The organism is Microbacterium martis, assembly GCF_047246685.1.
Taxonomy (GTDB): domain Bacteria; phylum Actinomycetota; class Actinomycetes; order Actinomycetales; family Microbacteriaceae; genus Microbacterium.
This window is the reverse complement of record NZ_JBFOKT010000001.1, coordinates 563,041-587,497: the sequence shown is the minus strand read 5'-3', so window position 1 is coordinate 587,497 and position 24,457 is coordinate 563,041. Positions and strand designations below refer to the sequence as shown.

Sequence of the window (24,457 nt, the reverse complement as noted above, 5' to 3'; positions counted from 1 at the left end):
CGTGAACGCCCCGTGAACGGGCGGCTCTCGCCCGGCCCGGGAGCCCCGGCTCAGGCGAGCGGCTTGAGCTCCAACTCGCCGGCGCCCGAGGAGACGGTGGCGAAGGCGGTGTAGCCGTCGGCCGCCGAGCGCTCCAGCAGCGCCTTGAGGTTCTTCGTCCGACGCTCCAGCCGCACGCGCGCCCCGCCGGCGATGAGCGAGGACTTGTGCGCCACCAGCTCGGCGACCGGCACGTCGGCGTCGTGCACCAGCACGATCGATCGCGCCGCGGCATCCGGTTCGGCGGTGACGAGATCGACGATCCGCTCGAAGCCGAGCGAGAACCCGACTGCGGGCACCTGCTGGCCGAGGAAGCGGCCGATCATCCCGTCGTATCGTCCCCCGCCCCCGAGCGAGTACGAGACCGACGGGTGCGCGAGCTCGAAGATCGTGCCGGTGTAGTAGCCCATCCCCCGCACCAGGAACGGGTCGAACAGGAGCGGGACCTCGACCTCCGCCGCCTCGGGACCCGACGCGCGCGCCGCCGCCACCGCCTCGCCGATGCGGACGAGGTGCGAGACGACCTCGTCGGGAGCTCCGTCGGGAAGCGCCTTGCGGATCTGCCGTTCGCCGAACGGGTGGTGCTCCATGGTCTGCGGCCGCTGCAGGAAGGCCTGGAACGCGTCGACGGGGCCGGTGCTGGTGCCCTGCCGCACCGCCCGCTCGCGCAGCTCGGCGGTCACGCCCTCCGCACCGATCTTGTCGAGCTTGTCGATCGTGATGAGCACGCCCGGTCGCTCCTCGGCGGCGAAGCCGAAGACATCGAGCATCCAGTCGAGGGCTCGGCGGTCGTTGATACGCACGGTCGCCCCGTCGAGACCGAGCGCGTCTGTGGCGTCGAGCGTGGCGACCATGAGCTCGGCCTCGGCCCGCGACGAGTCGTCGCCCATGATGTCTATGTCGCACTGCACGAACTGGCGGTAGCGGCCCTTCTGCGGGCGCTCGGCGCGCCACACCGGACCGATCTGGATCGCGCGGAACACGCCGGGGAGCTGGCCGCGGTTGCTCGCGTAGAAGCGGGCGAGCGGAACGGTGAGGTCGTAACGGAGACCGAGATCGGACAGCGCGGCCGGATCGTCAGCCGCCTCGCGGATGGCGTCGGCGTCGAGACCGCGACGCAGGATGTTGTACGAGAGCTTCTCGTTGTCGCCGCCGATTCCGGCGTGCAGACGGTCGTACTCCTCGACCACCGGCGTCTCGATCTCGTCGAACCCGTGCGCCAGATAGCGATCGCGGATGACGGAGAGCACGCGCTCTCGGCGGGCCTTGTCGGCGGGGAGGATGTCGCGCATGCCGCGCGGCGGGTTCACAGTAGCCACGGCTCCATCTTCCCAGGTCGGGCCGACAGGCGACGGCGGCCCGGTTCAGGACTCCGCTTCGGCGGCGCGGACCTCGTCCTCCAGCATCCGCAGCCGCTCGCGCAGCGCGCGCTCGGCATCCCACCCCTCGGCACGGGCGGCGGCCACGAGGCTCAGCAGCGCTTCGCCGAGCTCGGCCTCCGACGCGGGTGCATCGACGCTCGCGACCGGCGTCACCCCGACGCCCGCCGCGCGACCGACGAGCTTCTGCGCGCGGGCGACCGCCGGCATCTGCCGGGGCACGCCGTCGAGCACGCTCGTGCGTGCGCGCTTCTCCGCGGCCTTCGCCGCATTCCAGTGCACCAGCACCTCCTCGGGGGTGGTGGCGACCTCGCCCGCGAAGACGTGGGGATGCCGCCGCACCATCTTCTCGGTGAGCGTCTCGGCCACGTCGTCGATGTCGAAGGGGTCATCGGGATCCTGGGCGGCGATGGCCGCGTGGAAGAGCACCTGCCAGAGCAGGTCGCCCAGCTCTTCGCGCAGATCGTCGCGCGTGCCGCTCTCGACCGCGTCGATGACCTCGTGCGACTCCTCGATCAGGTAGGGCACCAGGTCGCGGTGGGTGATCCGCTGCGACCAGACGCAGCGCTCCCGCACCTGTCGCATGGTCTCGGCGGCGCGACGGAGGGGGTCGTGGTCGTCGCGGGTCTCGGGCCGATCGCTCACGGTTCCTCCTCCGATGCGGCCGGGGTGGAGCGCTGCGCTCCCGGCATGGCCGCGACCTGACGGTACCAGCGCGCGCGCAGCGACACGACGACGGCCGAGAGCGCGAGGGCGAGGAGCGACCCGAGGAGGACTCCGAGGATCGCCTGATCTCGCACGCCGGCATCGGCGGCGAATGCGAGATTCGCCAGCAGCAGCGAGACGGTGAACCCGATGCCGCCGAGGGCTCCTGCCGCGACGATATCGGCGAACGGCAGAGCGGGCGGGGCGCCCTTCGGGCGGATGCGCATCGCGAGCCATCCGAACAGCGAGATGCCCACGATCTTGCCCGCCGGGAGGGCGACGACGATCGCCCAGAACGCCGGCGACAGCCGAGTCGGCGAGAGCGCGGGGATGACCACGAACGCGGCGACGAAGGCGAAGAGGGGCAGGATCGCGCCGTTGACCGCGGGCTCGAGCGCATGCCGTGCACGCGCCGCCGGCACCGGCGACATGACGAGACCGAGCAGCACCCCCGCGATGGTGGCGTGGATGCCGGATGCCGCCACCAGCCCCCAGGTGACGATCCCCACCACGACCATGGCCGCGGCGACCAGCGGATGGCCGGAGGCGTGCAGGAGACGGCTCAGGAGCCAGAATCCCGCGACGGCGACGACGGCGAGGCCGAAGAGCAGCCACTGCACGTCTTGCGCGAAGAGCACCGCGATGAAGACGATGCCGATGATGTCGTCGAGGATGGCCAGCGCGAGAAGGAACACCCGCACGGTCGAAGGCAGTCCGCGGCCGAACATCGCCAGCACCCCGAGCGCGAACGCGATGTCGGTGGCGGTCGGGATCGGCCATCCTCTCGCGGTGTCGGCACCGCCGGCGATGACCAGGTAGACCGCGATCGGGACCAGGACGCCACCCGCCGCGGCGATCGCCGGCTGCACGGCCTTGCGCACCGAATCGAGCTCGCCATGCGTCAGCTCGTGTCGGAGTTCGATGGCCACGACGAGGAAGAAGACGGCGAGGAAGCCGTCGGAGACCCAATGCGCGACGGAGAGGTCGAGGCTCGTGCCGGGCACCGCGATGTGCAGGTCGAGCAGCGCGGCGAGCGCATCGTTCGTCGGCAGGTTGGCCAGCAGCAGCCCGAGACCGGCCGCGAGCAGGAGGAGGACGGCCGGGAACTGCTGACCGCGGAGGGTGTTCGCTGAGATGCGCATCGCGACCATCGTAGGTCGGCGGGGATCGTCGCCGGGCGTCATGCGGTCCGAGCACCCCGATCAGCCCGGCTACTCTCATGGTGTGACCCCCGCACACACCTTCTCCGAGCCCACGAACACCGAGGCCATCCGCGTGATCGGCCGCTTCGAAGCCGGTCGCGGCATCCCGGAGGCGATGCGTTCCGATGTCAGGATGCTGGGCGGCCTGCTCGGGCAGGTCCTGCGGGAGTCCGGCGGCGACGGCCTTTTCGAAGACGTGGAGCGCCTGCGGCTCGCGACCATCCAGGCCTACGACGAAGAGACCTCCGATGCGTTCGATCGCGCCGCGGCGATCGCCGAGTCGTTCACCGTCGCGCGGGCCGACGAGGTGGCTCGCGCCTTCACCTGCTACTTCCACCTGGTCAACCTCGCGGAGGAGCACCAGCGGGTGCGCGTGCTGCGCGAGCGCGCCGGGCAGCCGGGCCCTTCGACAGGCTCAGGGACCCAGGGGTCGACAGGCTCAGGGACCCAGGGGTCGACAGGCTCAGGGACCCAGGGGTCGACGGGCTCAGGGACCCAGGGGTCGACAGGCTCAGGGACCCAGGGGTCGACAGGCTCAGAGACGCAGGGGCGGACGGCCGACACGGTCGCGACCGCATACGCACGCCTGCGGAGCGAGGTCGGCGACGACGAGGCGCGACGGAGGCTCGACGGCCTGCGCTTCCACCCGGTGTTCACGGCGCATCCGACCGAAGCACGGCGTCGGGCCGTGTCGTCGAGCATCCGGCGGCTGTCCGAGCTGCTCACCCAGCACGACGCGGCCAGCGCCGGCGGCGCGGAGCAGCGCCGCGCCCGACGCCGGATGCTGGAGGAGATCGACACCCTCTGGCGCACCGCGCCGCTGCGGGCGCAGAAGCCGTCGCCGACCGACGAGGTGCGCACGGTCATGGGCGTCTTCGACGAGACGCTCTTCACGACGGTGCCGCACGTGTACCGCCGCATCGACGACGCCCTCCGCGGCGACGAGTCGGGGGCCAGCTCACCCGTCGTCCCCGCGTTCGTCCGGATCGGCTCCTGGGTCGGCGGTGACCGCGACGGCAACCCGTTCGTGACGGCATCCGTCACCCGCGAAGCGTCGCAGATCGCCGCCGAGCACGTGCTGCTCGGGCTGGAGCGCGCCATCGACCGCATCGGCCGCACGCTGACCCTCGCAGCCGACGACACACCCCCGAGCACCGACGTCGTCGGCCTGTGGGAGGCCTTCGCCGCCGCCGAGCCCGATGTCGCGGCCGAGCTCGCGGCGCGGTCGCCGGAGGAGCCGCACCGCCGCGTGCTCCTCGTGCTCGCCCGGCGCGTGGCGGCGACCCGTCGCGGAGACCGCGACCGAGGGTACACGCATCCCGACGAGCTGCTCGCCGATCTGCGGGCCGTGCAGTGGTCTCTCGCCGATGCCGGCGCCCGGCGGCACGCCTACGGAGGCGTCCAGCACCTGATCTGGCAGGTGGAGACCTACGGCTTCCACCTGACCGAGCTCGAGGTGCGCCAGCACTCCCAGGTGCACGCGAAGGCGCTGGCGGAGCTCGAGGCGGGCGGCGCGATCAGCGCCCAGACCGAGGAGGTCCTCGAAGTCTTCCGTGCGATCGCCGACATCCAGCGCGAGCGCGGACTGCGCGCCGCCGGCCGGTACGTGGTGTCGTTCACGCAGGCGGCATCCGATCTCGCGAACGTGCACCGGCTCGCCCGCCACGCCCTCGGCGACGACGCCCCCGTCCTCGATGTCGTGCCCCTGTTCGAGACCTTCGCCGACCTGCAGGCCGCCCCCGAGATCCTCGCCGAGGCGGTGACGTTCCCCGAGTTCCAGCAGCGCATGGCCGCGACCGGCAACCGGCTCGAGGTCATGCTGGGATACTCCGACTCGTCGAAGGACGTCGGCCCCGTGGCGGCGAACCTCGCCCTCTACGCGGCGCAGGAGAAGATCGCCCGCTGGGCGCAGGAGTCGGGCATCGAGCTGACCCTCTTCCACGGCCGCGGCGGCGCGCTCGGCCGCGGCGGCGGACCGGCGAACTCGGCGATCCTCGCGCAGCCGCCGCATTCGGTCGACGGCCGGTTCAAGCTGACCGAGCAGGGCGAGGTCATCTTCGCCCGCTACGGCGAGCCCGCGATCGCCATGCGGCACATCGACCAGGTCGCAGCGGCGACCCTGCTCGCCTCTTCTCCCTCGGAGGAGGAGCGCACCAGTTCGGCCGCCGCCCGCTATGCCGAGGTCGCCGCGATCATGGACGCGACGTCGCGCGAGCGCTTCTTCTCGCTCGTGAAGGCGGAGGGCTTCGCCCCGTGGTTCGCGACCGTGACGCCGCTGGAGGAGATCGGCCTGCTCGCGCTCGGGTCACGTCCCGCGCGTCGCGGCCTGTCGGTGGAGTCGCTCGAAGACCTGCGGGCCATCCCCTGGGTGTTCGCGTGGACGCAGGCCCGCATCAACCTGGCGGGCTGGTTCGGACTCGGCACCGCGCTGCAGGCGGTGGGCGACGCCGAGCTGCTCGCCGAGGCGTACCGCGAGTGGCCGCTGCTGCGCACCATGGTCGACAACGTCGCCATGAGCCTGGCGAAGACCGATGAGCGCATCGCCGCCCAGTACCTCGCGCTCGGCGACCGCGACGATCTCGCCGCCCTCGTGCTCGACGAGCTCGCTCTCACCCGCGAGTGGGTCGTCCGTCTCACCGGGGGCGAAGGGCTGCTGGAGAACAAGCCGGTGCTGCAGCGGGCGGTCCAGCTGCGCAGCCCGTACGTCGACGCCCTGTCGCTGCTGCAGCTGCGCGCGTTGCGCTCGCTCCGCTCCGCCGGCGACGAGGCGCGCGGCTCGGGTGCCGACGCCGAGCAGCAGCGGCTGCTGCTGCTGTCGGTGAGCGGCGTCGCCGCCGGGCTGCAGAACACGGGGTGACCGCGAGCGGTCAGACCGATATATCGCCGACGGTAGAGTGGCTTCGGCCGACCCGGCGCACCTTCACGCGACACGATCGCTGCACCACTCTTCCCACCAGAAAGCCCTTCGCGTGACCGCTACGTCTCCCGCCGACTTCCACCCGCTCTCCCCCGCCGTGCAGCCCGTGTTCGACACGGTGCTCTCGCGCAGCCCGCACGAGCCGGAGTTCCACCAGGCCGTGCACGAGGTGCTGAACTCGATCACCCCGGTGCTCGAGCAGCATCCGGAATACGTCGACGGCGGCATCCTCGAGCGTCTGGTCGAACCGGAGCGGCAGATCCTGTTCCGCGTGCCCTGGGTCGATGACGCCGGCAGGCTGCAGGTCAACCGCGGGTACCGCATCCAGTTCTCGTCGGTGCTCGGCCCGTACAAGGGCGGGCTGCGCTTCCACCCCTCGGTCAACCTCTCGATCATCAAGTTCCTCGGGTTCGAGCAGATCTTCAAGAACGCGCTCACCGGCCAGGGCATCGGCGGCGGCAAGGGAGGGTCGGACTTCGACCCCCACGGCCGCTCCGACGCCGAGGTGATGCGCTTCTGCCAGTCGTTCATGAACGAGCTCTACCGCCACCTGGGAGAGCACACCGACGTTCCCGCCGGCGACATCGGCGTCGGCGGCCGCGAGATCGGCTACCTCTTCGGCCAGTACCGCAAGGTCACGAACCGCCACGAGTCGGGCATGTTCACCGGCAAGGGCACGGGATGGGGCGGCGCCGAGGTGCGCACCGAGGCGACGGGGTACGGCGCGGTGTTCTTCGCACAGGAGATGCTCGCCGTCCACGGCGACTCCCTCGCGGGCAAGCGCGTCGGCGTCTCGGGCTCGGGCAACGTCGCGATCTACGCCATCCAGAAGGCGACGCAGCTGGGCGCGACCGCGGTCACGGCATCCGACTCCTCCGGCTACGTCGTCGACGACGCCGGCATCGACCTCGATCTGCTGCGCCAGCTCAAAGAGGTCGAGCGGGCGCGCATCGTCGAGTACGCGAACCGGCGCCCGAGCGCCCGCTTCGTCGAGGGCGGCAGAGTCTGGGAGGTGCCGGTCGACATCGCCGTGCCCTCGGCCACGCAGAACGAGGTCGGCCTCGCCGACGCCGAGACCCTCATCGCCAACGGCGTGCGCGTCGTGTCGGAGGGGGCCAACATGCCGTGCGTGCCCGACGCGATCGACGCGTTCCAGCGGGCGGGCGTGCTCTTCGCGCCCGGCAAGGCCGCGAACGCCGGCGGTGTCGCGACCTCCGCGCTCGAGATGAGCCAGAACGCCTCGCGCCAGCGGTGGACGTTCGGCGACAGCGAGAACAAGCTGCGCGAGATCATGGGCGACATCCACCGGGCCGCGTTCGATGCGGCCGAGCGGCACGGCGTGCCCGGAGACTACGTCGCGGGTGCGAACATCGCGGGGTTCGAGCGCGTCGCCGCGGCCATGCTCGCCCAGGGCGTCATCTGAAGCCGGGTCTGCCGGGCACACTGCGGGAACTTCGCAGAACGACACGAACGTCGCAGGAATTCGGAGATTCTCTGCGAAGTTCGTGCTTTTCTGCGAGTTCTCGGTCGAGTGGGGGCGGATGCCGCTAAGCGCCGACCTCGCGATCGGCGGCGTGCCGCGCGAGAGAGCTGCCGTAGCGCTCGGTGAGCTGAACCATGAGGTCGGGGGTGTCGCGGTCGACGCCGAACACGTGACCGGGGAAGTCGAGCTCGGGCTGCGCGGCCGCGATCTCGGCCTCCCGGTCGGGTGACAGCAGCTGCACCGGATCGCCCACCGCCACCCAGCCGATGGGCACGACGGATCCCGAGGGCAGCACGGCGCGGCGGTGCACGATCGCGTTCACGCGCACCTCGCAGTTGTCGCCGATCAGGGCCCCGTTGAAGATGCGGGCCCCCGACGCGAGGAACACCTCCTCCCCGACGGTCGCACCCGCGATGCTCGCCAGCGTGCCCACGAGGGTGTGCGCGCCGATGTGCACGGCGTTGGCCGCGGTGGCGCGGATGAGCGCGTTCTCCATCACGATCACGTGCTCGCCGAGCGTGATCGGACCGCCCTCCGCGGTGATCACGGCGCCGTGCAGCACCTGGCAGTCGGGACCGACCTCCACGTCGCCGGAGATCACGGCGGTGGGAGCGACGACGGCGGTGTCATGGATCCGGGGCCGAGCCCCGAGGTGCTCGTACAGCATGCCGCCAGACTAGACCCGCGGATGCCGCGCCGCCCGGCATCCGCGCGGAATGGCTACGAGACCGGAACCGGCTCGGGGAAGATCGCGGTGAACAGCTGTCCCACCCACTCGAGCAGCTGCGCGTCGGGCAACGGCTCGAGCCCCACTCCGACGGCCGCCGGCACGGCGGGCATCGGCACGACGAGCGCCTCTCCCCCGGCGACCAGCTTCGCCTTCGGGTACAGCCGCTGCAGGCGCACCTTGATCGAGTCCTCCAGCCGGGCGGGCGCGATGCGCAGATTCGACCCCATCACCACGACATCCGTCAGACCGGCTCGGGCGGCACGACGACGCAGGCGCGAAACGGCCACCAGCCCCTCGACCTCTTCGGGCGGGGTGCCGTAGCGGTCGACGAGCTCGTCGACCACCAGGTCGATCGCGTCGTCCTTCGCGGTCGCCGCCGAGGCCGCCGACAGCTTCTGATAGGCCTCGAGACGCAGGCGCTCGCTGTCGATGTAGTGCTCCGGGATGCGGGCGTCGAGCGGCAGCTCGAGACGCAGCTCCTGCCCGGTCTCGACCTCGTCGCCGCGGAAGGTCGCGACGGCCTCGCCGATCATCCGCAGGTAGAGGTCGAAGCCGACGCCGGCGATGTGCCCGGCCTGCTCGGCGCCGAGCAGGTTGCCCGCGCCGCGCAGCTCGAGGTCCTTCAACGCCACCTGCATGCCCGAGCCCAGGTCGTTGTTCACCGCGATCGTCTGCAGCCGGTCGGCGGCGGTCTCGGACAGCGGCTTCATCTCGTCGTACAGGAAGTACGCGTAGGCGCGCTCCCGCCCTCGACCGACACGGCCGCGCAGCTGATGCAGCTGGCTCAGACCGTACTTGTCGGCGCGGTCGATGATGATCGTGTTGGCGTTCGAGATGTCGAGCCCGGTCTCGATGATCGTGGTCGACACGAGCACATCGAACTTGCGCTCCCAGAAGTCGTCGACGACCTGCTCGAGCTGATGCTCCCCCATCTGCCCGTGCGCGACCGCGATGCGCGCCTCGGGGACGAGCTCGGCGAGCTGCGCGGCGATCCGCTGGATCGACTGCACCCGGTTGTGCACGAAGAACACCTGGCCTTCGCGCAGGATCTCGCGGCGGATGGCCGCCGCGATCTGCTTGTCGCTGCGCGGGCCGACGAACGAGAGGATCGGATGCCGGTCCTCGGGCGGCGTCGCCAGCGTCGACATCTCCCGGATGCCGGTCACCGCCATCTCGAGCGTGCGCGGAATGGGGGTGGCGCTCATCGCCAGGATGTCGACGTTCGTCTTAAGCTTCTTCAGGCTGTCCTTGTGCTCGACTCCGAACCGCTGCTCCTCGTCGATGATCATCAGGCCGAGGTCTTTGAAGACGACGCCCTCGGTGAGGATGCGGTGGGTGCCGATGACCATGTCGACCGACCCCTCGAGCAGCCCCTGCAGCGTCAGGCGCACCTCTTTGTCGGTCTGGAAGCGCGAGAGCGCGCGCACCTTCACCGGGAAGCCCGCGAAGCGCTCGCCGAACGTCTCCATGTGCTGCTTCACCAGGAGGGTGGTCGGCACGAGCATGGCGACCTGCTTGCCGTCCTGGATCGCCTTGAACGCCGCGCGGACGGCGACCTCGGTCTTGCCGAAGCCCACGTCGCCCGAGAGCAGACGGTCCATCGGGATCGGCCGCTCCATGTCGGCCTTGATCTCGTCGATGGTCTGCAGCTGGTCCGGCGTCTCGGCGAACGGGAAGGCCTCTTCGAGCTCGCGCTGCCAGGGGGTGTCGGCGGCGAAGGCGTGGCCCTTCGCGCTCATCCGCGCCGAGTAGAGCTTGACCAGTTCGACCGCGATGTCGCGGACGGCCTTGCGGGCCTTGCCCTTGGCCTGCGCCCAGTCGCTGCCACCCATCTTCGACAGCGTCGGGGCCTCGCCGCCGACGTACTTCGACAGCAGGTCGAGCTGGTCGGTGGGCACGAACAGCTTGTCTCCCGGGTAGCCCCGCTTCGACGGCGCGTACTCGAGCACGAGGTAGTCGCGCGTCGACTTCGTGGCGTTGCGTCCGCCGGTCGAGACCTCGCGCTGGGTCATCTCGACGAAGCGGCCGATGCCGTGGGTGGCGTGCACCACGTGGTCGCCGGGCGTGAGCTGCAGCGGGTCGACGACGTTCTTCCGCCGTGAGGCCAGCTTCTTGACCACGCGCTGGTCGCCGCCGATGGTGCGACCGTAGAACTCGTTGTCGGTGAGCACGGCGAGCTTCGCCTCGGGCACCTGGAACCCGGCCTCGACCGAGCCGCACACCAGGGTGGCGACGCCGGGCTCGGGAGCCTCGGTGAGCGACTCGACGACGCGGGCGGCGACCCCGCGGTCGGCGAGCACGTCTCGGGCGCGGTCGACGAGTCCGTGTCCGGTCGCGATCACCGCCACGCGCCAGCCGTCGGCGAGGCGGGCGTCGACGAACGAGATGGCTCCGTCGACGTTGCCGTGGAACGACGGGATCACGGCTGAGGCTTCGAGCGTCTCGGCATCGGTATCGCCGATGCCGAACGGGCTCAGCCGCCACCACACGCCGCCTCGGTCGCGCACCACCTCGCGCAGGCGGGCGATGGTGAGGAAGTCGCCGGCGCCCAGATCGATCGGCGCGGAGGCGCCGGAGGTGGCGGCGCTCCACGCGGCCTCGAGGAACTCGCGGTTCGTCTCGCCGAGCGTGATCGCCCTCGCCGACGACCGCTCCGGGTCGACGACCGCGGTCGCGCTGCCCTCCGGCAGGTACTCGGCGAGCGACTTCAGCGGGCCGGACACCGCGGGGAGCAGGGATTCCATGCCCTCGACCGGAATGCCCTCGGCCATCTTCTCGAGCATGCCCGCGATCGCCGGGAATCCGCCGATCAGGGCGCGCGCCCGCTCGCGCACGTCGGGGGTGAGCAGCAGCTCCCGGCTGGGCGGCAGATCGACGGCGGCGACGTCGCCGGGGAGCGAGCGTTGATCGGCGACCGAGAAGGCGCGGATCTGGTCGATCTCGTCGCCGAAGAACTCCACGCGGTACGGATGCTCCGACGTGGGCGGGAAGACGTCGAGGATGCCGCCGCGCACGGCGAACTCGCCCCGACGGGAGACCATGTCGACGCGGGAGTAGGCGCGCTCGACGAGCTGCTCGGCGACCTGGTCGAGCTCGTTGCCCCGGCTGCCGACCGTCAGCTCGAGGGGCAGGATGTCGCCGAGGTTCCCGGCGATCGGCTGCAGGGCCGCCCGCACCGAGGCGACGACGACGATCGGCCGCTCGCCCGACCACTCGCGGATACGGCGCAGGGTCTGCAAGCGGTGCCCGACGGTGTCGGGGCTGGGGCTCAGGCGTTCGTGCGGGAGCGTCTCCCACGCCGGGAAGGCGAGGACCTCGGCGTCGGGCAGGTAGGACTCCAGGGCGAGGGCGAGGCTCTCGGCCCGGCGTCCGGTGGGCGCGACCGCGAGCAGGGCGGCGGGATGCCCGGCGCTCGCCCGCGCGTCGAGGAGGCCGGCGAGGGTCGGGGCGTCGAGCCCGTCGACGAGGCCGAGGTCGGCGTCGGTGTGCGCCCAGGCGAGGGCGTCACGGTACACAGACGCCTCTTCCAAGGCGCGCAGAATCCCCGGAACAGTCACCGGACAAGCCTAGTCGCGCCCGCCGACATGACGGCTCTCCTCAGTAGGCTGTCGTGATGGAAACGGTCGCCCTCACCACCGAACGACTCGTGCTGCGCGCCCCGACCGAGGCCGACATCGACGCGATCGAGGCGGCGTGCCAGGATCCGGAGATCCCTCGGTGGACGACGGTGCCGAGCACCTACACCCGCGCCCACGCCGAGGAATTCGTCACGCTCGTCGCCGAGTGGTGGGCCGAGGGGAAGGAGACGGTCTGGGGTATCTTCGTCGACGACACGCTCTCCGGCATGATCGGTCTGCACCACATCGAAGACCACCACTCGGGCGGCTACGCCGAGATCGGCTTCTGGGTCGCGGAATCCGCCCGAGGGAAGGGCTACATCTCCGAGGCCGCCCGCGCGGTCATCGACTGGGGTTTCGTCGAGCTGGGTCTCGTGCGGATCGGGTGGCGGGCCGTCGCGGGGAACGAGCCTTCGGCGCGCACCGCTCGCGCCTTGGGCTTCCGCTACGAGGGTCTTCACCGCCAGGCGCTCACCAGTCCGCGCGGTCGTGACGACGGCTGGTCCGCCGGTCTGCTGGTGACAGACGACCGCGCTCCGGTCGGGTGGCCGGTGCTCTGAGCCGTCAGGCCACGAAGGAGCAGACGACGAACGCGTCCGTCCCGTCGTCGGGCAGATAGGGCTCGGACAGCAGGGCTACCGTGCGGGCGCGGAAACGTGGATCGGTCGCATCGAGCGCACGCACGCCGGAGGAGGCGTCCACGACGCTGAATCCGTCGGCCGAGATCGCCAGGTCGTCGAAGGCTGCCTCCGTGCCGGCGAAGCGGCCGGGGCCGCCGTTCAGCCGCTCCAACGACGCCATCGCCTCCCGCCCGGTCATCGCGAGCAGATCCACGCCGTCGAGAAGGAGTGGACCCTGTCCGACGGCCGGCATGATCTCGACGAGCCGATCGGCCTTGTAGCGCAGGACGAGGCCGGGCTCGCCGCGCGTCTCCGTCACACTGTCGGCGGACTGCCCGAACTCGGCGTACGCCTCCGTCAGCGCCTGCTTCTCCTCGTCGCTCATCGCGCCGCCGAACATCTCCAGTGTCTCGCGCAGGATGTCGTCGGGGACGGCATCGCTCCCCCGCCCGGTGATGGCACCGTATGTGCCCGCGAGCGCATCGACCTGCGCCGGGGTCATCCCGAAGACGAGCCTCCCCAGCCCGCCTCGGGGGACGATCGTCCAGTCGCTCTCTGCCGCCATCGTGCTCCCGCCTCCTGACCGTCTTCTCCGAACCCAGCGAAGCCTAACCGGCGCGTCTTCACACTGCTCGTGACAGTGTCGGATGCCGGTGGCAGGATGGGCGCATGCCGGAGATGCCGGAAGTCCAGGGGCTGACGACCTTCCTCGCCGAGCGCGTGGTCGGTCGCACGATCGTGCGCACGACGGTCGGCGCGATCGCCGCGCTCAAGACCTACGATCCGCCGAACACGGCGCTGCACGGTGCCGAGATCACGGCGGCGACGCGACGCGGGAAATTCGTGGTGCTGTCGGCGGGCGACGACCTGCACCTCGTGTTCCACCTCGCGAAGGCCGGATGGCTGCGGTGGTACGAGCTGCTGCCGACGACGCTCATCAAGCCGGGCAAGTCGCCGATCGCGCTGCGTGTGGCGTTCGACGATGACAGCGGGTTCGATCTCACAGAGGCCGGCACGAAGAAGTCGCTCGCCGTGTACGTGGTTCGCGACCCCGAACAGGTTCCCGGCATCGAACGGCTCGGCCCTGACCCGCTCGACCCGTCCTTCACGCGCGAGGCGTTCGGAGGTGTGCTCACCGGGCGGCGGACGCAGATCAAGGGGCTCCTGCGCGATCAGGGGGTCATCGCCGGGATCGGCAACGCGTACTCCGACGAGATCCTCCACGCCGCGAAGATGTCGCCGTATGCCATCGCCGGGAAGCTCGACGACGCCGAGGTCGACCGGCTGTTCACCGCGATGCAGGAGACGTTGACGGATGCCGTGGCGGAGGCCTCGGGCAAGCCGCCGGCCGACCTCAAAGACGCCAAGCGCCGCGGCATGCAGGTGCACGCGCGACGCGGCGAGAGCTGCCCCGTGTGCGGTGACACCGTGCGCAGCGTGTTCTTCGCGGACCGGTCGATGGAGTACTGCCCGACCTGTCAGACCGGCGGCAAGACGCTGGCCGACCGGAGGCTCTCGCGGCTGTTGAAGTGATCCGGCGCGTCGGCGGCGCTGGGCGGCTGCACCGAGGCGCGCTCGACGAACCGCGTGCCGAGGGTGTGCAGCGCCGCACGCCCGGGCTCGCCGTCGATCGCGGCGAACAGGACCTCCGCCGCGCGGGCACCGAGTTCGAGCGTCGGCTGCGCGATCATCGTCAACGGCGGCTCCATCACGGCAGCCCACGAGCTGTCGTCGAAGCCGATGAGCGAGACGTCTGCGCCGACCCGGAGCCCGCGACGCCGAAGCGCCAGGAGCGATCCGGTGACGGCGTCGTTCTCGGTGCAGAACAGCGCCGTGGGCGGATCGTCGAGAGCCAGCATCCGCTCCACCTCCACCTCGGCGTGCTCCTCGGTCTTCGCACCGACCATGACCAGCTCGGGGTCGAACACGACGCCCTCGTCGTCGAGGGCGTCGAGATACCCCTGCAGGCGTTCGCCGTCGGTCCACAGGTTGCGCGAGGTGACGTCGATCAGCTCGCGCCGTCGCCGGGGGCGCTCCGCGACGGGCGGCCCCCACACGAAGCCGATCCGCCGATGGCCGGCATCGAGCAGACGGGCCACGGCGTCTCGGGCGGAGGTGCGGTTGTCGATCACGACGGCGTCGAGATCGAGCCCGGGCACGGCCCGGTCGACGAGGACCACCGGGATGTCGCGCGCCCTCGCCTGCGCGATGTGGCCGGCCGAGGCGGCGTCGAGCGCCGCGGAGGCGAGGATGATGCCGTCGACGCGTTTGTCGATGAGCACGTTGGTCGCCGCGATCTCCTCGTCGAGGTCTTCGTGGGTGCTGAGCACGAGCGTGTCGAAGCCGCGGGCGCGCGAGGCGTCGGAGATGCCACGGACCACGCCGCCGAAGAACGGGTTCGCGATGTCGGCGACGATCACCCCGAGGGTCTGGCTCACCCCCGTCGACATGCTGCGCGCCAGAGCGTTCGCCCGGTAGCCGATGCGCTCCGCGGCGGCGAGGACGCGCTCGCGCAGCTCGGGACTGACGTATCCGTAGCCTCCGAGCGTTCGGGCGGCCGTCGACCGCCCCACCCCGGCCGCCTCGGCGACCTCGGAGATCGTGGGAGGGACGGAGCGTTCGGAGGTCATGGCCCTCGTCCCCTTCCGCATCAGGCGTTCACCACATGCTAGCCGGGACCGGGTCGCCGCTCCGGCGACCGCGCGCGAACGCCCCCTCGACGAGGCACTGGTCGTGCGCGGCATCCGCTCCGGCACGCAGCGCGGCATGCAGAGCCGCGGCGGAAGGGGCGGCGTCTCGACGCCAGCCCGAGGCGTGCAGGTCGACGAGGAAGCCGGCGAGGAACGCGTCGCCGCAGCCCATCGTGTCGACGAGGATCTCGTGATCGGTCAGCAGGCGCGCCGCCGCCGTGCAGCGCAGCGCACCGTCGGTGACCAGCGCACCGTCGGTGCCGCGGGTGCCGAGAGCCAGTGACGCGCCGCGGCCCACGGCGTCGTCGAGGAGGGCGAACGCGGCGTCGTCGTCGAGTCCTGCGCACGACAGGAGAACGAGGTCGGCGGAGGGGGCGACGCGGTCGAGATACTCCGGCGTCCGGAACTCGGGCTCGCTGGAGAGGTCGAAGCTGACGAGTACGTCGTGTCCGCGCAGCCGGGGCAGCTGCGGCTCGGTGCGCGAATAGACGCTGGAGTGCACCAGGTCGAACCCGGCCGCGTAGGCCTCCCTGCCCTCGTCGAGATCGATCGGCTCCGCCACCGTGACGCCGCCGCCGTTCCAGCCGAGGAACACCCGTTCGCCGTCGATGACCCGCAGCGACGAGATCCCCGACTCGCCGCGACGGGCGACGCTGCGAGACGTGTCGACGCCGGCATCCTCGATCGCGGCGCGGAGGAAGAGGCCCGCGTCGTCGTCGCCGAACACGCCGAGGTAGCCCGCGTCTGCGCCGAGCCGGTGCGCGTACACGGCCACGTTGACGGCATTGCCCCCCGGGTAGTCGACACCGCGATCGAGGAACCGGTCGACGATGTTGTCGCCGAAGCCGAGTACGCGCATCGTCTCGCTCCGCCTCTCGTCTCAGTAGTCCATGACGCGGTAGTAGCGGCGCAGGTCGAGCGAGTGGTCGCGCACGCGCTCGAGGTGCTTGCTGACCCGCCCCATGACCGTGTCGAGCACGATCGGCGCGATCAGCGCGCGGTTCTCGGCGCTGAAACCGTCGAGCGCGTAGTCGCGCGTGTCGAACACGGTGACGTCCTTCGAGATGCGCTTGCTGAACGCCTCGGCGCGATCGGTGAGCGGACGGGTGCGGTCCTCGCCCTGGAAGATCAGGACGGCGGTGTCCTCTTCGAGCAGTTCGAGCGAGCCGTGGAAGAACTCGGCGCTGTGCACGCGCGTCGTGCGCAGCCACTGCATCTCCTCGAGGATGCACATCGAGTACAGGTAGGCGAACGACCACAGGGGCCCGCCGCCGATGAGGAAGTAGTAGTCGGTGTCCTTGTGCGCGTCGGCGAAGGCCTCGGCCATGGGCTCGGCCTGCTGCGCCGCCGCGACCAGCGCGTCGGGCAGGTTCACCAGCTCGTCGGCCAGCGAGGTGTAGCCGTCGAAGTCGCCGCGCCGGTGCAGGAGGCGCCCGACCAGGAGCAGCAGCTGCATGTCGAAGGGCCACGTCTTGGGCTCGGACGTCAGGGCGTGATCGACGCCCGTCGCGATCGGCGACTCGGGCTGACCGGTGAACGACACCGTGGTGGCGCCGGCCGCCTTCACGTACTCGATCGCTCGGACGACGTCTTCGGTCGTCCCGGTGACCGAGGTGAAGACGGCGAGGGTGCGCTCCCCGAGCGACGCGTCTCCGGCGACGACGAGCTCGGCCGCGATCGCCGAGCGCACGAGGAGGGTCGAGCGTTCGCGGGCCAGCAGTTCATAGGGCCACATCTGGCTGTAGGTGCCCCCGGCACCCACGAGGAGGACGTTGTCGATCCCCTTCTCGAGGAGCTGATCGACCAGCTCCTCGATCTGCGGGCGCAGAGCGACGGCGCTCGCGATCTGGGTCCGGAAGGTGGTCTCGTCGAAGCCGAGCATCATTGATCCTTTCGCGGGCGACCGGCGGCGGTGCCCGGTTCGATGTGGTACCGGTGTCAGGTGGGAGTCATGCTGGCACACGAGTGCTCACCACGTCAAACATCCGGAAAAACAGGCGTTGTACGTCGACATTCCGAAAAGAGCGAATGGGGGTGGTACCGGTGTCAGGTTTTCGGTTACACTCGCTCGACAAGGCACGCACCGAAGTTCCAACGGCGGATCGGTGTCCGCGGCTCCCGCGGTCGTCGGCCCGCCCGCTCAGAGAGGCAGACCATGCGCACGACACGCACACTCCCCATCGCCGCGGCTGTCGCGGCATCCGCCCTCGCTCTCGGAGGATGCGCGGGGGGCGCGACGCAGCCCGCGGCCGACGTCACCGCCGACCCCGTCTTCGAGGGGAAGCTCTCGATCCTGACCAAGTTCGGCGGAGACCCCCTCGAGCCGTACTTCGAAGACCTCGCCGCCGCCTACGAGGCCGAGCATCCCGACGTCGAGATCGAGCTGATCCAGGAGACGGACCAGTCGATCAAGGACAAGACGAAGACGCTGACCGCCTCGCAGGCCATCCCCGACATCTACTTCACGTGGGCCGGCGACTGGGCAGAGAACTTCGTCGGCGGCGGCCTCGCGGCCGACCTCAGCGAGCTCATCGCACCCGGCACCGAGTGGGGCGACCGCTTCGGCGAGGCGTCGCTGTCGGCCTTCGAGTACGACGGCAAGTACTACGGCATCCCGCTCTACAACAACGGCAAGTTCATGGGGTACAGCCGCTCGGCGTTCGCCGCCGCCGGGCTCGAGGTGCCGACCACGTGGGACGAGCTCATCGACTCGTGCGGTCCGCTCCGCGACGCCGGCTACGAGCCCATCGCCTTCGGCAACAAGGACGGCTGGCCGGCGCTGCACTACCTGCAGCAGCTGTTCATCTACAACGTGCCGAGCGATGTGCTCCAGGCCGACTTCGACCCCGAGACCGCCGAGTGGACGGACCCCGGCTACGTCGCGGCGCTCGAGCAGTTCGACATGCTCGTGAACGAGTGCACCGACAGCGGCACGGGGACCAACGGCGTGCTGTACACGACCGCCCAGGAGGCCCTGGCCGGCGGCCGTGCCGCCATGTACTACCAGGAGATCCTCGAGTTCGACACGGTGACCGCCGACGGCTCGGTGCTGACCACCGACGACTTCGGCATCTTCCCGCTCCCGGCGCCCGACGGCGCCGCCGGAGACCCCGAGGCGATCGAAGGCTCGCCGGAGGGCTACTTCATCAACGCCCGGTCACCGCAGGCGGCGCTGGCGGTCGACTTCATGAAGTTCGTGACCGAGCCGGAGAACGCCACCGTCCTGTCGTCGCCGCCGTACGGCCAGCCCAGCACCGTGGTCGGAGCCGTCACGGAGGAGACCTCCAGCATCGCCGTCTTCGAGGGCATCACGGCCGTCAACGAGGCATCCCAGCTCGTCGTCTGGCTCGACACGGTCACCGTGCCCGAGGTGGCCGACGCCTGGCTCGCCGGAGGCGAGGCGGTCATCAGCGGCAGCGCCACCCCCGAGGAGGTGCTGGAGAGTGTCCGCGCCGCGAACGATGCCGCGAAGTGACACCCTGTCGGGGGCGGGCTTCGGCCCGCCCCCGACCGTGACCGAGGCGATCACGACCGGTCGGGGCACGGGGCGCCCCCGCGGTCGGGGCCGCACCGGCATCGCCCGTCTCGCCGGCTTCGCGTGGGTGCTGCCGGCGCTCGTGGTGCTGGGCGTCTTCGTCTACCTCCCCCTGGTGCAGAACGTCGCGTTCTCGACGCAGGAGTGGGACATCTACTCGGGGATGTCGGAGTTCGTCGGCCTCGAGAATTACGAGAAGCTCGTCGGCGACCCCGTGTTCTGGGCGGCGCTCGGGAACAACGTGCTGTACTCGGTGCTGTCGATCGTGTTCCAGGTGGCCGGCGCGCTCGTGCTCGCCGCCATGATCGAGAGCCTGCGCAGCATCCGGTGGCGCAAGATCCTCCGCGCGGTCTACTTCGTCCCCTCGGCGATCTCGCTCACCGTGGCCGGTCTGCTCTTCTACTTCATCTACGAGCCGAACCTCGGCCTGCTCAACCACCTGCTCGAGACCCTCGGCCTCGGCGGACTCGCCCAGCCGTGGCTGGGTCAGGAATCCACGGCCATGGTCGCGATCATCGCGATGAGCCAATGGCAGGGCTTCGGCTACTCGACGCTGCTGTTCGCGGTCGCGATCCAGCGCATCCCCTCCGAGCTCTACGAGGCGGCCTCGCTCGACGGCATCGGACCGGTGCGGCGCTTCTTCCACGTGACCGTGCCGCTCGTGCGCGAGATGACGGGTCTCATGATCATCGTCACCATCTCGGGCGCCTTCCAGGTGTTCAACGAGGTGATGGTGATGACCAGCGGCGGGCCGAACAACTCCACACAGGTGCTGTCGAGCTGGCTCTACCGCAGCGGCTTCGTGCGCAACGACTTCGGCTACGCGGCCGCCATCGCGACGGTCATCTTCGTGGTGACCCTGGTGATCGCCCTCGCGCAACTCTGGTACACACGACGCCGAAGGGTGGAGTTCTGATGACCCGCACCGGATTCCTCGGCGCGATCTCGCGCGTCTTCCTCTGGGCCTTCCTGCTCGCGCTCGTCGTCGTGGTCGCCTACCCGCTGCTGTGGATGGTGCTCAACGGCTTCAAGACGAACGCCGAGCTGTTCGGCAACCCGTTCGCCCTGCCCCTCCAGTTCTCCTGGGACAACTACGCCGACGCCTGGAATCGCGGGGTCAGCGACTACCTCACCGCGAGCGTGCTCGTCACGGTGACGTCGACCATCGCGACCGTGTTCATCAGCGCCTGGGCGGCCTACGGCCTCACCCGGGTGCGGATGCCGTTCGGACGCACGGCCTCTGGGCTCATCCTCGGCGGTCTGATGCTGGCGCCCGCGGTCGCCCTCGTCCCCCTGGTGCGCATGTTCCAGTCGATGGGCCTGTACAACACGTTCTGGGCGCTGCTGATCCTGTACACGGCCTTCCGCATCCCGTTCACCACCTTCCTCATCCGGGCCTACATGATCGATCTGCCGCGCGAGGTCGACGAGGCCGCCGAGGTCGACGGCGCCAACCGGTGGACCACCTTCTGGCGCATCACGCTGCCGATGTGCAAGCCGATCATCATCTCGACCGTGATCCTCCACGTGCTCTTCGCCTGGAACGAGTACCTGTTCGCCATGGTCTTCACCAGCGGCACCGGCGTGCAGACGCTGCCGGTCGGGCTGACCAGCCTGATGAGCAAGCACGGCACCGACTATCCGGTCGTCTTCGCCGGGATGGTGGTCGCGGCCCTTCCGGTGATCGTGCTGTTCTTCGCCAGCCAGCGGTACTTCATCAAGGGGCTGTCGGAGGGCATCGGCAAGTGAGCACGGGCGCGGCGGCCGACATGCGCCGACGCGGAATGAAATGCGCCGGACGCGCCTTGTACACTCGGAGCATCAACGTGCTCCGGGGTCGGTGAGAATCCGAACCGGCGGTGACAGTCCGCGAGCGTCTCGGTTCATCCGCGATGCCGATCCGGTGGAACTCCGGGACCGACGGTGATGCGAGGGAGACCTCGCTAGTCCGGAAGGGAGGCAGCACGAGGCGCACACCTGCGCGCCTTCTGTCTGCGCCTCCCCTCGAACAGCCCCGGAGCCTCACAGGAGGACGACGGATGGCAGTGAACGAGGCGGAGCGCCGGGCGCTGACCCGCGCTCTGGAGCTCGCCGCCCGCGGCCCGCGCGGCGTGAACCCGCAGGTCGGCGCCGTCATCCTCTCGCCGGCGGGCGACGTGCTCGCCGAGGGATGGCACCGCGGCGCGGGCACCCCGCACGCCGAGGTCGACGCCCTGTCGAAGCTGGCGTCTGGCGCCGCGCGAGGCGCCACCGCGGTGGTGACCCTCGAACCCTGCAACCACACCGGGCGCACCGGGCCGTGCGCCGCGGCGCTGATCGAGGCGGGGATCGCGCGCGTCGTCTACGCGCTCGACGACCCGGGCGCCGTGTCGGGCGGCGGCGCCGAGCGGCTGCGCGACGCCGGCGTGAGCGTGGAGTCGGGCGAGCAGGCCGATGCCGCGCACGCCCTCATCGAGGGCTGGCTCACGGCGCAGCGACTCGGACGACCGCACATCACCGTGAAGTGGGCGCAGAGCCTCGACGGGCGGGCCGCCGCCGACGACGGGTCGAGCCGGTGGATCACCGGTCCCGAGGCCCGCGCCGACGTGCACCGGCGCCGCTCCGAAGCCGACGCGATCGCCGTCGGCACGGGCACGGTCCTCTCCGACGACCCGGCCCTCACCGCTCGCGACGGCGATGCGCTCCGGCCCGCCCAGCCCGTCCCGGTCGTGATCGGCTCCCGGCCGACCCCCGCGGATGCCGCGGTGCACCGGCATCCGCACGCCCCCCTGTTCTACGACTCGCACGATCTGCACGCGATCGTCGGCGACCTGCACCGACGAGGATTCCAGCGCCTCTTCGTGGAGGGCGGACCGACGCTCGCCAGCGCGTTCCTGCGCGCCGGCCTCGCCGACGAGGTGCTGGCGTACGTCGCTCCCGTGCTGCTCGGGGGCGACCGACTCGCCCTGACCGACATCGGCGTCTCGTCGATCGGCGAGGCGCTGCGCCTCTCGATCGACGAGTGGGTGCCGCTCGGCCGCGATCTGCTCGCCGTGGCGCACCCCGCCGACACCGACCGTTCCGCCGCCCCGACCGAAGGAGCCGACTGATGTTCACCGGAATCATCGAGGAGATGGGCGAGATCGTCTCGATCGCCCCCGCCGGAGACGGCTGGCGGCTGACCGTGCGCGCACCCCGGGCCGCGGCCGACGCGGTGCACGGCGAGTCGATCGCCGTCTCGGGCGTGTGCCTGACCGTGGTCGGCTCGACGGCCGACACCTTCGACGCCGACGTGATGAAGCAGACCCTCGACGTCTCGGCCCTCGGCGGCGCCACGGTCGGCACCCGGGTCAACATCGAGAAGGCGATGCCGGTCGGCGCACGACTGGGCGGGCACATCGTGCAGGGCCACGTCGACGGCACCGGCGTCGTGCTCGAGGTGCGGCCCGGCGCGCAGTGGAGCGTGCTGCGGGTGAGCCTTCCGGACGACCTCGCTCCGCTCGTCGTCGACAAGGGGTCGATCTCGGTCGACGGGACGTCGCTGACCGTGAGTGCGGTGAGCCCTTCGACAGGCTCAGGGACCCAGGGCGGAGGCTCAGGGACCCAGGACGGAGGCTCAGGGACCCAGGGCGGAGGCTCAGGGGCCCACTGGATCGAGGTCTCGCTGATCCCGGAAACGCTCGCCGCCACCACACTCGGGTCGCGCGCCGTCGGCGACCGGGTGAATCTCGAGACCGACATCCTCGCCCGTCACGTCGAGCGTCTGCTGGCGTTCCGATCGTCCGACACCGCCGCACCGGAAGGAGGCTCACGATGAGCCTGTCCCCCATCCCCGAAGCGCTCGACGCGCTGCGCGCCGGAAGACCCGTCCTGGTCGCCGACGACGAGAACCGCGAGAACGAGGGCGACGTCATCCTCTCGGCCGAGCTGGCCACACCCGAATGGGTGGCGTGGACCGTGCGCTGGTCGTCGGGCTTCATCTGCGCGCCGATGCCCGCCGACCTCGCCGACAGCCTTAACCTGCCGCCCATGGTCGCCGCCAACGAAGACGCACGCTCCACCGCCTACACGGTGAGCGTCGACGCCGCCGAGGGGGTCACGACGGGCATCAGCGCCTCCGACCGGGCGCACACGCTCAACGTGCTGGCCGATCCCTCGTCGACGGCGACCAGCATCATCCGCCCCGGGCACGTGCTCCCGCTGCGCGCGGTCGACGGCGGCGTACGCGAGCGCAGCGGTCACACCGAGGCGGCCGTCGAGCTGATGAAGCTCGCGGGCCTCCGCCCCGTCGGCGCGATCGCCGAGGTCGTCGCCGAGGACGGCAGCATGATGCGTCTGCCGGGGCTGCTCGAGCTCGGTGCGCGCGACGGCGTGCCGGTCATCACCATCGAGCAGCTCATCGCGCACCTCAACGAGGTCGACCCCGACGGGGCGACGCCCGCGCGTCCGCGCAACCGGCGGGTGAGTCTGCGGGCCGACGCCACGGTGCCGACCGCGCACGGCTCGTTCCGCTTCCTCGCCTACAAGGATCGCGTCACCGGAACCGACCACATCGCGGTCGTGTCGGGCGAACTCGGCGAGACGGCCCTGGTGCGCGTGCACTCCGAGTGCCTGACCGGCGAGGCCTTCGGCTCGTTGAAGTGCGAGTGCGGACCGCAGCTCGACGCCGCGCTCGACGCGATCGAGCAGGAGGGCGGCGTGGTCGTCTACATGCGGGGGCATGAAGGGCGCGGGATCGGTCTCATCAACAAGCTGCGGGCATACAGCCTGCAGGAGGAGGGCCTCGACACCGTCGATGCCAACCTCGCTCTGGGCCTTCCGGCCGACGCCCGCGAGTACGCCGCGGCGGCCGGCATCCTGAGCGATCTCGGCGTCTCGAAGGTGCGCCTGCTGACCAACAACACCGACAAGGTCGCGAAGCTGCGCGAGCTCGGACTCGACGTCGTCGAGCAGGTGCCGCTGATCGTCGGGGTCGGTCCGAACAACCACCAGTATCTGGAGACCAAGCGTGACCGCATGGGTCACATCATCGGCGCGGAAGAGCTCGCAGCGGCTCTCGCCCAGGGAGAGGATCAGGAATGAGCGGCGCAGGATCACCGAAGAACGAGACCGTCGACGGGCGAGGACTGCAGGTCGTCATCGTCGCCGGCACCTGGCACGACACCATCACCGACGGCCTCATCGCAGGCGCCGAGCGCGTGCTCGATCAGGCGCACGCCACCCACCGGCTGGTCCGTGTGCCGGGCTCGTTCGAGCTCGCCGTCGCGGCCCAGGCGGCCTTCGCCGGAGGAGCCGACGCGGTCGTCGCCCTGGGAGTGATCATCCGCGGGGGCACGCCGCACTTCGAATACGTCGCCTCCGCCACGACCGACGGCCTCACCCGTGTCGCGCTCGACGCCGGGAAGCCGATCGGTTTCGGCGTGCTCACCCTGGAGGACGAGCAGCAGGGCCTGGACCGGGCGGGGCTGGAGGGCTCGAAGGAGGACAAGGGCGCCGAGGCCGCGGATGCCGCGCTGCGCACCGCCCTGGTCGTGCGCGATCTGCGCGGCTGAGTCGTTCCG

At 70.7% G+C, this 24,457-nt stretch carries 20 protein-coding genes and 1 riboswitch; of the genes, 11 read left to right on the top strand and 9 right to left on the bottom strand.

Annotated elements, in window-relative coordinates; all coding sequences use genetic code 11:
* Positions 1 to 50: 50 nt before the first annotated feature.
* The 3 genes from AB3M90_RS02770 to AB3M90_RS02760 all read right to left on the bottom strand — a co-directional run bounded on the left by AB3M90_RS02770 (position 51) and on the right by AB3M90_RS02760 (position 3,265).
* A complete protein-coding gene (locus tag AB3M90_RS02770) occupies positions 51 to 1,331 on the bottom strand; it encodes a histidine--tRNA ligase (RefSeq protein WP_412951192.1) in 1,281 nt (426 codons plus the stop codon).
* Between the two features lie 72 nt (positions 1,332 to 1,403).
* Positions 1,404 to 2,003, bottom strand: coding sequence for a nucleoside triphosphate pyrophosphohydrolase (locus AB3M90_RS02765; RefSeq protein ID WP_412951190.1), 600 nt, complete (start codon positions 2,001 to 2,003; stop codon positions 1,404 to 1,406).
* A gap of 56 nt (positions 2,004 to 2,059) precedes the next feature.
* Complete coding sequence (locus AB3M90_RS02760) at positions 2,060 to 3,265, bottom strand: Na+/H+ antiporter NhaA (protein ID WP_412949791.1); 1,206 nt, start codon at positions 3,263 to 3,265, stop codon at positions 2,060 to 2,062.
* Positions 3,266 to 3,347: 82 nt separating this feature from the next.
* On the opposite strand from AB3M90_RS02760, the gene AB3M90_RS02755 reads away from it, so the two are divergent.
* Together AB3M90_RS02755 and gdhA are read left to right on the top strand one after the other, a co-directional pair.
* On the top strand, positions 3,348 to 6,182 hold the full coding sequence (locus AB3M90_RS02755) for a phosphoenolpyruvate carboxylase (RefSeq protein WP_412949790.1): 2,835 nt from the start codon (positions 3,348 to 3,350) through the stop codon (positions 6,180 to 6,182).
* Positions 6,183 to 6,294: 112 nt separating this feature from the next.
* Positions 6,295 to 7,665 (top strand): NADP-specific glutamate dehydrogenase, encoded by a 1,371-nt coding sequence (gdhA, locus tag AB3M90_RS02750; RefSeq protein ID WP_412949789.1) that lies wholly within the window; start codon positions 6,295 to 6,297, stop codon positions 7,663 to 7,665.
* Positions 7,666 to 7,789: 124 nt separating this feature from the next.
* Here the strand turns inward: gdhA and AB3M90_RS02745 are convergent, their stop codons facing one another.
* Positions 7,790 to 8,392: a gamma carbonic anhydrase family protein gene (locus tag AB3M90_RS02745; protein ID WP_412949788.1), complete on the bottom strand. Its 603-nt coding sequence runs from the start codon at positions 8,390 to 8,392 to the stop codon at positions 7,790 to 7,792.
* A 53-nt stretch (positions 8,393 to 8,445) separates the two neighbouring features.
* A complete protein-coding gene (gene mfd / locus AB3M90_RS02740) occupies positions 8,446 to 12,012 on the bottom strand; it encodes a transcription-repair coupling factor (protein ID WP_412949787.1) in 3,567 nt (1,188 codons plus the stop codon).
* A gap of 56 nt (positions 12,013 to 12,068) precedes the next feature.
* On the opposite strand from mfd, the gene AB3M90_RS02735 reads away from it, so the two are divergent.
* A complete protein-coding gene (locus AB3M90_RS02735; protein ID WP_412949786.1) occupies positions 12,069 to 12,632 on the top strand; it encodes a GNAT family N-acetyltransferase in 564 nt (187 codons plus the stop codon).
* 4 nt (positions 12,633 to 12,636) lie between these two features.
* On the opposite strand, the gene AB3M90_RS02730 is transcribed toward AB3M90_RS02735, so the two are convergent.
* Positions 12,637 to 13,257 (bottom strand): hypothetical protein, encoded by a 621-nt coding sequence (locus AB3M90_RS02730; RefSeq protein WP_412949785.1) that lies wholly within the window; start codon positions 13,255 to 13,257, stop codon positions 12,637 to 12,639.
* Between the two features lie 104 nt (positions 13,258 to 13,361).
* Here AB3M90_RS02730 and AB3M90_RS02725 point away from each other — a divergent pair, with 104 nt between their 5' ends.
* Positions 13,362 to 14,225, top strand: a complete 864-nt coding sequence (locus AB3M90_RS02725; protein WP_412949784.1) for an Fpg/Nei family DNA glycosylase — start codon at positions 13,362 to 13,364, stop codon at positions 14,223 to 14,225.
* Here the strand turns inward: AB3M90_RS02725 and AB3M90_RS02720 are convergent.
* From AB3M90_RS02720 to AB3M90_RS02710, 3 genes are read right to left on the bottom strand one after another with little or no spacing between them, the layout of a single operon-like run.
* Entirely contained in the window at positions 14,171 to 15,322 is a 1,152-nt protein-coding gene (locus AB3M90_RS02720; protein WP_412949783.1) for a LacI family DNA-binding transcriptional regulator, read from the bottom strand. The two genes, AB3M90_RS02725 and AB3M90_RS02720, sit on opposite strands and share 55 nt — an antisense overlap.
* Before the next feature lie 28 nt (positions 15,323 to 15,350).
* Positions 15,351 to 16,241 (bottom strand): PfkB family carbohydrate kinase, encoded by an 891-nt coding sequence (locus tag AB3M90_RS02715; RefSeq protein WP_412949781.1) that lies wholly within the window; start codon positions 16,239 to 16,241, stop codon positions 15,351 to 15,353.
* Between the two features lie 21 nt (positions 16,242 to 16,262).
* Entirely contained in the window at positions 16,263 to 17,264 is a 1,002-nt protein-coding gene (locus AB3M90_RS02710) for an SIS domain-containing protein (protein ID WP_412949780.1), read from the bottom strand.
* A 273-nt stretch (positions 17,265 to 17,537) separates the two neighbouring features.
* On the opposite strand from AB3M90_RS02710, the gene AB3M90_RS02705 reads away from it, so the two are divergent.
* The 7 genes from AB3M90_RS02705 to ribH all read left to right on the top strand — a co-directional run bounded on the left by AB3M90_RS02705 (position 17,538) and on the right by ribH (position 24,448).
* Positions 17,538 to 18,857, top strand: a complete 1,320-nt coding sequence (locus tag AB3M90_RS02705; protein ID WP_412949779.1) for an ABC transporter substrate-binding protein — start codon at positions 17,538 to 17,540, stop codon at positions 18,855 to 18,857.
* On the top strand, positions 18,844 to 19,833 hold the full coding sequence (locus AB3M90_RS02700; protein ID WP_412949778.1) for a carbohydrate ABC transporter permease: 990 nt from the start codon (positions 18,844 to 18,846) through the stop codon (positions 19,831 to 19,833). Before AB3M90_RS02705 ends, AB3M90_RS02700 begins: the two co-directional genes overlap by 14 nt.
* Entirely contained in the window at positions 19,833 to 20,666 is an 834-nt protein-coding gene (locus AB3M90_RS02695; protein WP_412949777.1) for a carbohydrate ABC transporter permease, read from the top strand. Before AB3M90_RS02700 ends, AB3M90_RS02695 begins: the two co-directional genes overlap by 1 nt.
* Before the next feature lie 74 nt (positions 20,667 to 20,740).
* A riboswitch (FMN riboswitch) is annotated at positions 20,741 to 20,886 on the top strand.
* A 70-nt stretch (positions 20,887 to 20,956) separates the two neighbouring features.
* Positions 20,957 to 22,006, top strand: a complete 1,050-nt coding sequence (gene ribD, locus AB3M90_RS02690; RefSeq protein ID WP_412949776.1) for a bifunctional diaminohydroxyphosphoribosylaminopyrimidine deaminase/5-amino-6-(5-phosphoribosylamino)uracil reductase RibD — start codon at positions 20,957 to 20,959, stop codon at positions 22,004 to 22,006.
* Entirely contained in the window at positions 22,006 to 22,713 is a 708-nt protein-coding gene (locus AB3M90_RS02685; protein ID WP_412949775.1) for a riboflavin synthase, read from the top strand. Before ribD ends, AB3M90_RS02685 begins: the two co-directional genes overlap by 1 nt.
* Positions 22,710 to 23,978, top strand: a complete 1,269-nt coding sequence (ribA, locus tag AB3M90_RS02680) for a GTP cyclohydrolase II (protein WP_412949774.1) — start codon at positions 22,710 to 22,712, stop codon at positions 23,976 to 23,978. Before AB3M90_RS02685 ends, ribA begins: the two co-directional genes overlap by 4 nt.
* Complete coding sequence (gene ribH, locus AB3M90_RS02675; protein WP_412949773.1) at positions 23,975 to 24,448, top strand: 6,7-dimethyl-8-ribityllumazine synthase; 474 nt, start codon at positions 23,975 to 23,977, stop codon at positions 24,446 to 24,448. The genes ribA and ribH overlap by 4 nt, the downstream gene beginning before the upstream one ends.
* Positions 24,449 to 24,457 lie beyond the last annotated feature (9 nt).

Bases quoted from the DNA above. Each gene is read 5' to 3' on its own strand.
- AB3M90_RS02700 (WP_412949778.1), top strand. From the start codon at position 18,844: ATGCCGCGAAGTGACACCCTGTCGGGGGCGGGCTTCGGCCCGCCCCCG.
- AB3M90_RS02685 (WP_412949775.1), top strand. From the start codon at position 22,006: ATGTTCACCGGAATCATCGAGGAGATGGGCGAGATCGTCTCGATCGCC.
- AB3M90_RS02760 (WP_412949791.1), bottom strand. From the start codon at position 3,265: ATGCGCATCTCAGCGAACACCCTCCGCGGTCAGCAGTTCCCGGCCGTC.
- AB3M90_RS02765 (WP_412951190.1), bottom strand. From the start codon at position 2,003: ATGCGACAGGTGCGGGAGCGCTGCGTCTGGTCGCAGCGGATCACCCAC.
- AB3M90_RS02725 (WP_412949784.1), top strand. From the start codon at position 13,362: ATGCCGGAGATGCCGGAAGTCCAGGGGCTGACGACCTTCCTCGCCGAG.
- AB3M90_RS02730 (WP_412949785.1), bottom strand. From the start codon at position 13,257: ATGGCGGCAGAGAGCGACTGGACGATCGTCCCCCGAGGCGGGCTGGGG.
- ribH (WP_412949773.1), top strand. From the start codon at position 23,975: ATGAGCGGCGCAGGATCACCGAAGAACGAGACCGTCGACGGGCGAGGA.
- AB3M90_RS02695 (WP_412949777.1), top strand. From the start codon at position 19,833: ATGACCCGCACCGGATTCCTCGGCGCGATCTCGCGCGTCTTCCTCTGG.
- ribD (WP_412949776.1), top strand. From the start codon at position 20,957: ATGGCAGTGAACGAGGCGGAGCGCCGGGCGCTGACCCGCGCTCTGGAG.
- AB3M90_RS02735 (WP_412949786.1), top strand. From the start codon at position 12,069: ATGGAAACGGTCGCCCTCACCACCGAACGACTCGTGCTGCGCGCCCCG.
- AB3M90_RS02745 (WP_412949788.1), bottom strand. From the start codon at position 8,392: ATGCTGTACGAGCACCTCGGGGCTCGGCCCCGGATCCATGACACCGCC.
- AB3M90_RS02720 (WP_412949783.1), bottom strand. From the start codon at position 15,322: ATGACCTCCGAACGCTCCGTCCCTCCCACGATCTCCGAGGTCGCCGAG.
- ribA (WP_412949774.1), top strand. From the start codon at position 22,710: ATGAGCCTGTCCCCCATCCCCGAAGCGCTCGACGCGCTGCGCGCCGGA.
- AB3M90_RS02770 (WP_412951192.1), bottom strand. From the start codon at position 1,331: ATGCGCGACATCCTCCCCGCCGACAAGGCCCGCCGAGAGCGCGTGCTC.
- AB3M90_RS02715 (WP_412949781.1), bottom strand. From the start codon at position 16,241: ATGCGCGTACTCGGCTTCGGCGACAACATCGTCGACCGGTTCCTCGAT.
- AB3M90_RS02710 (WP_412949780.1), bottom strand. From the start codon at position 17,264: ATGCTCGGCTTCGACGAGACCACCTTCCGGACCCAGATCGCGAGCGCC.
- AB3M90_RS02705 (WP_412949779.1), top strand. From the start codon at position 17,538: ATGCGCACGACACGCACACTCCCCATCGCCGCGGCTGTCGCGGCATCC.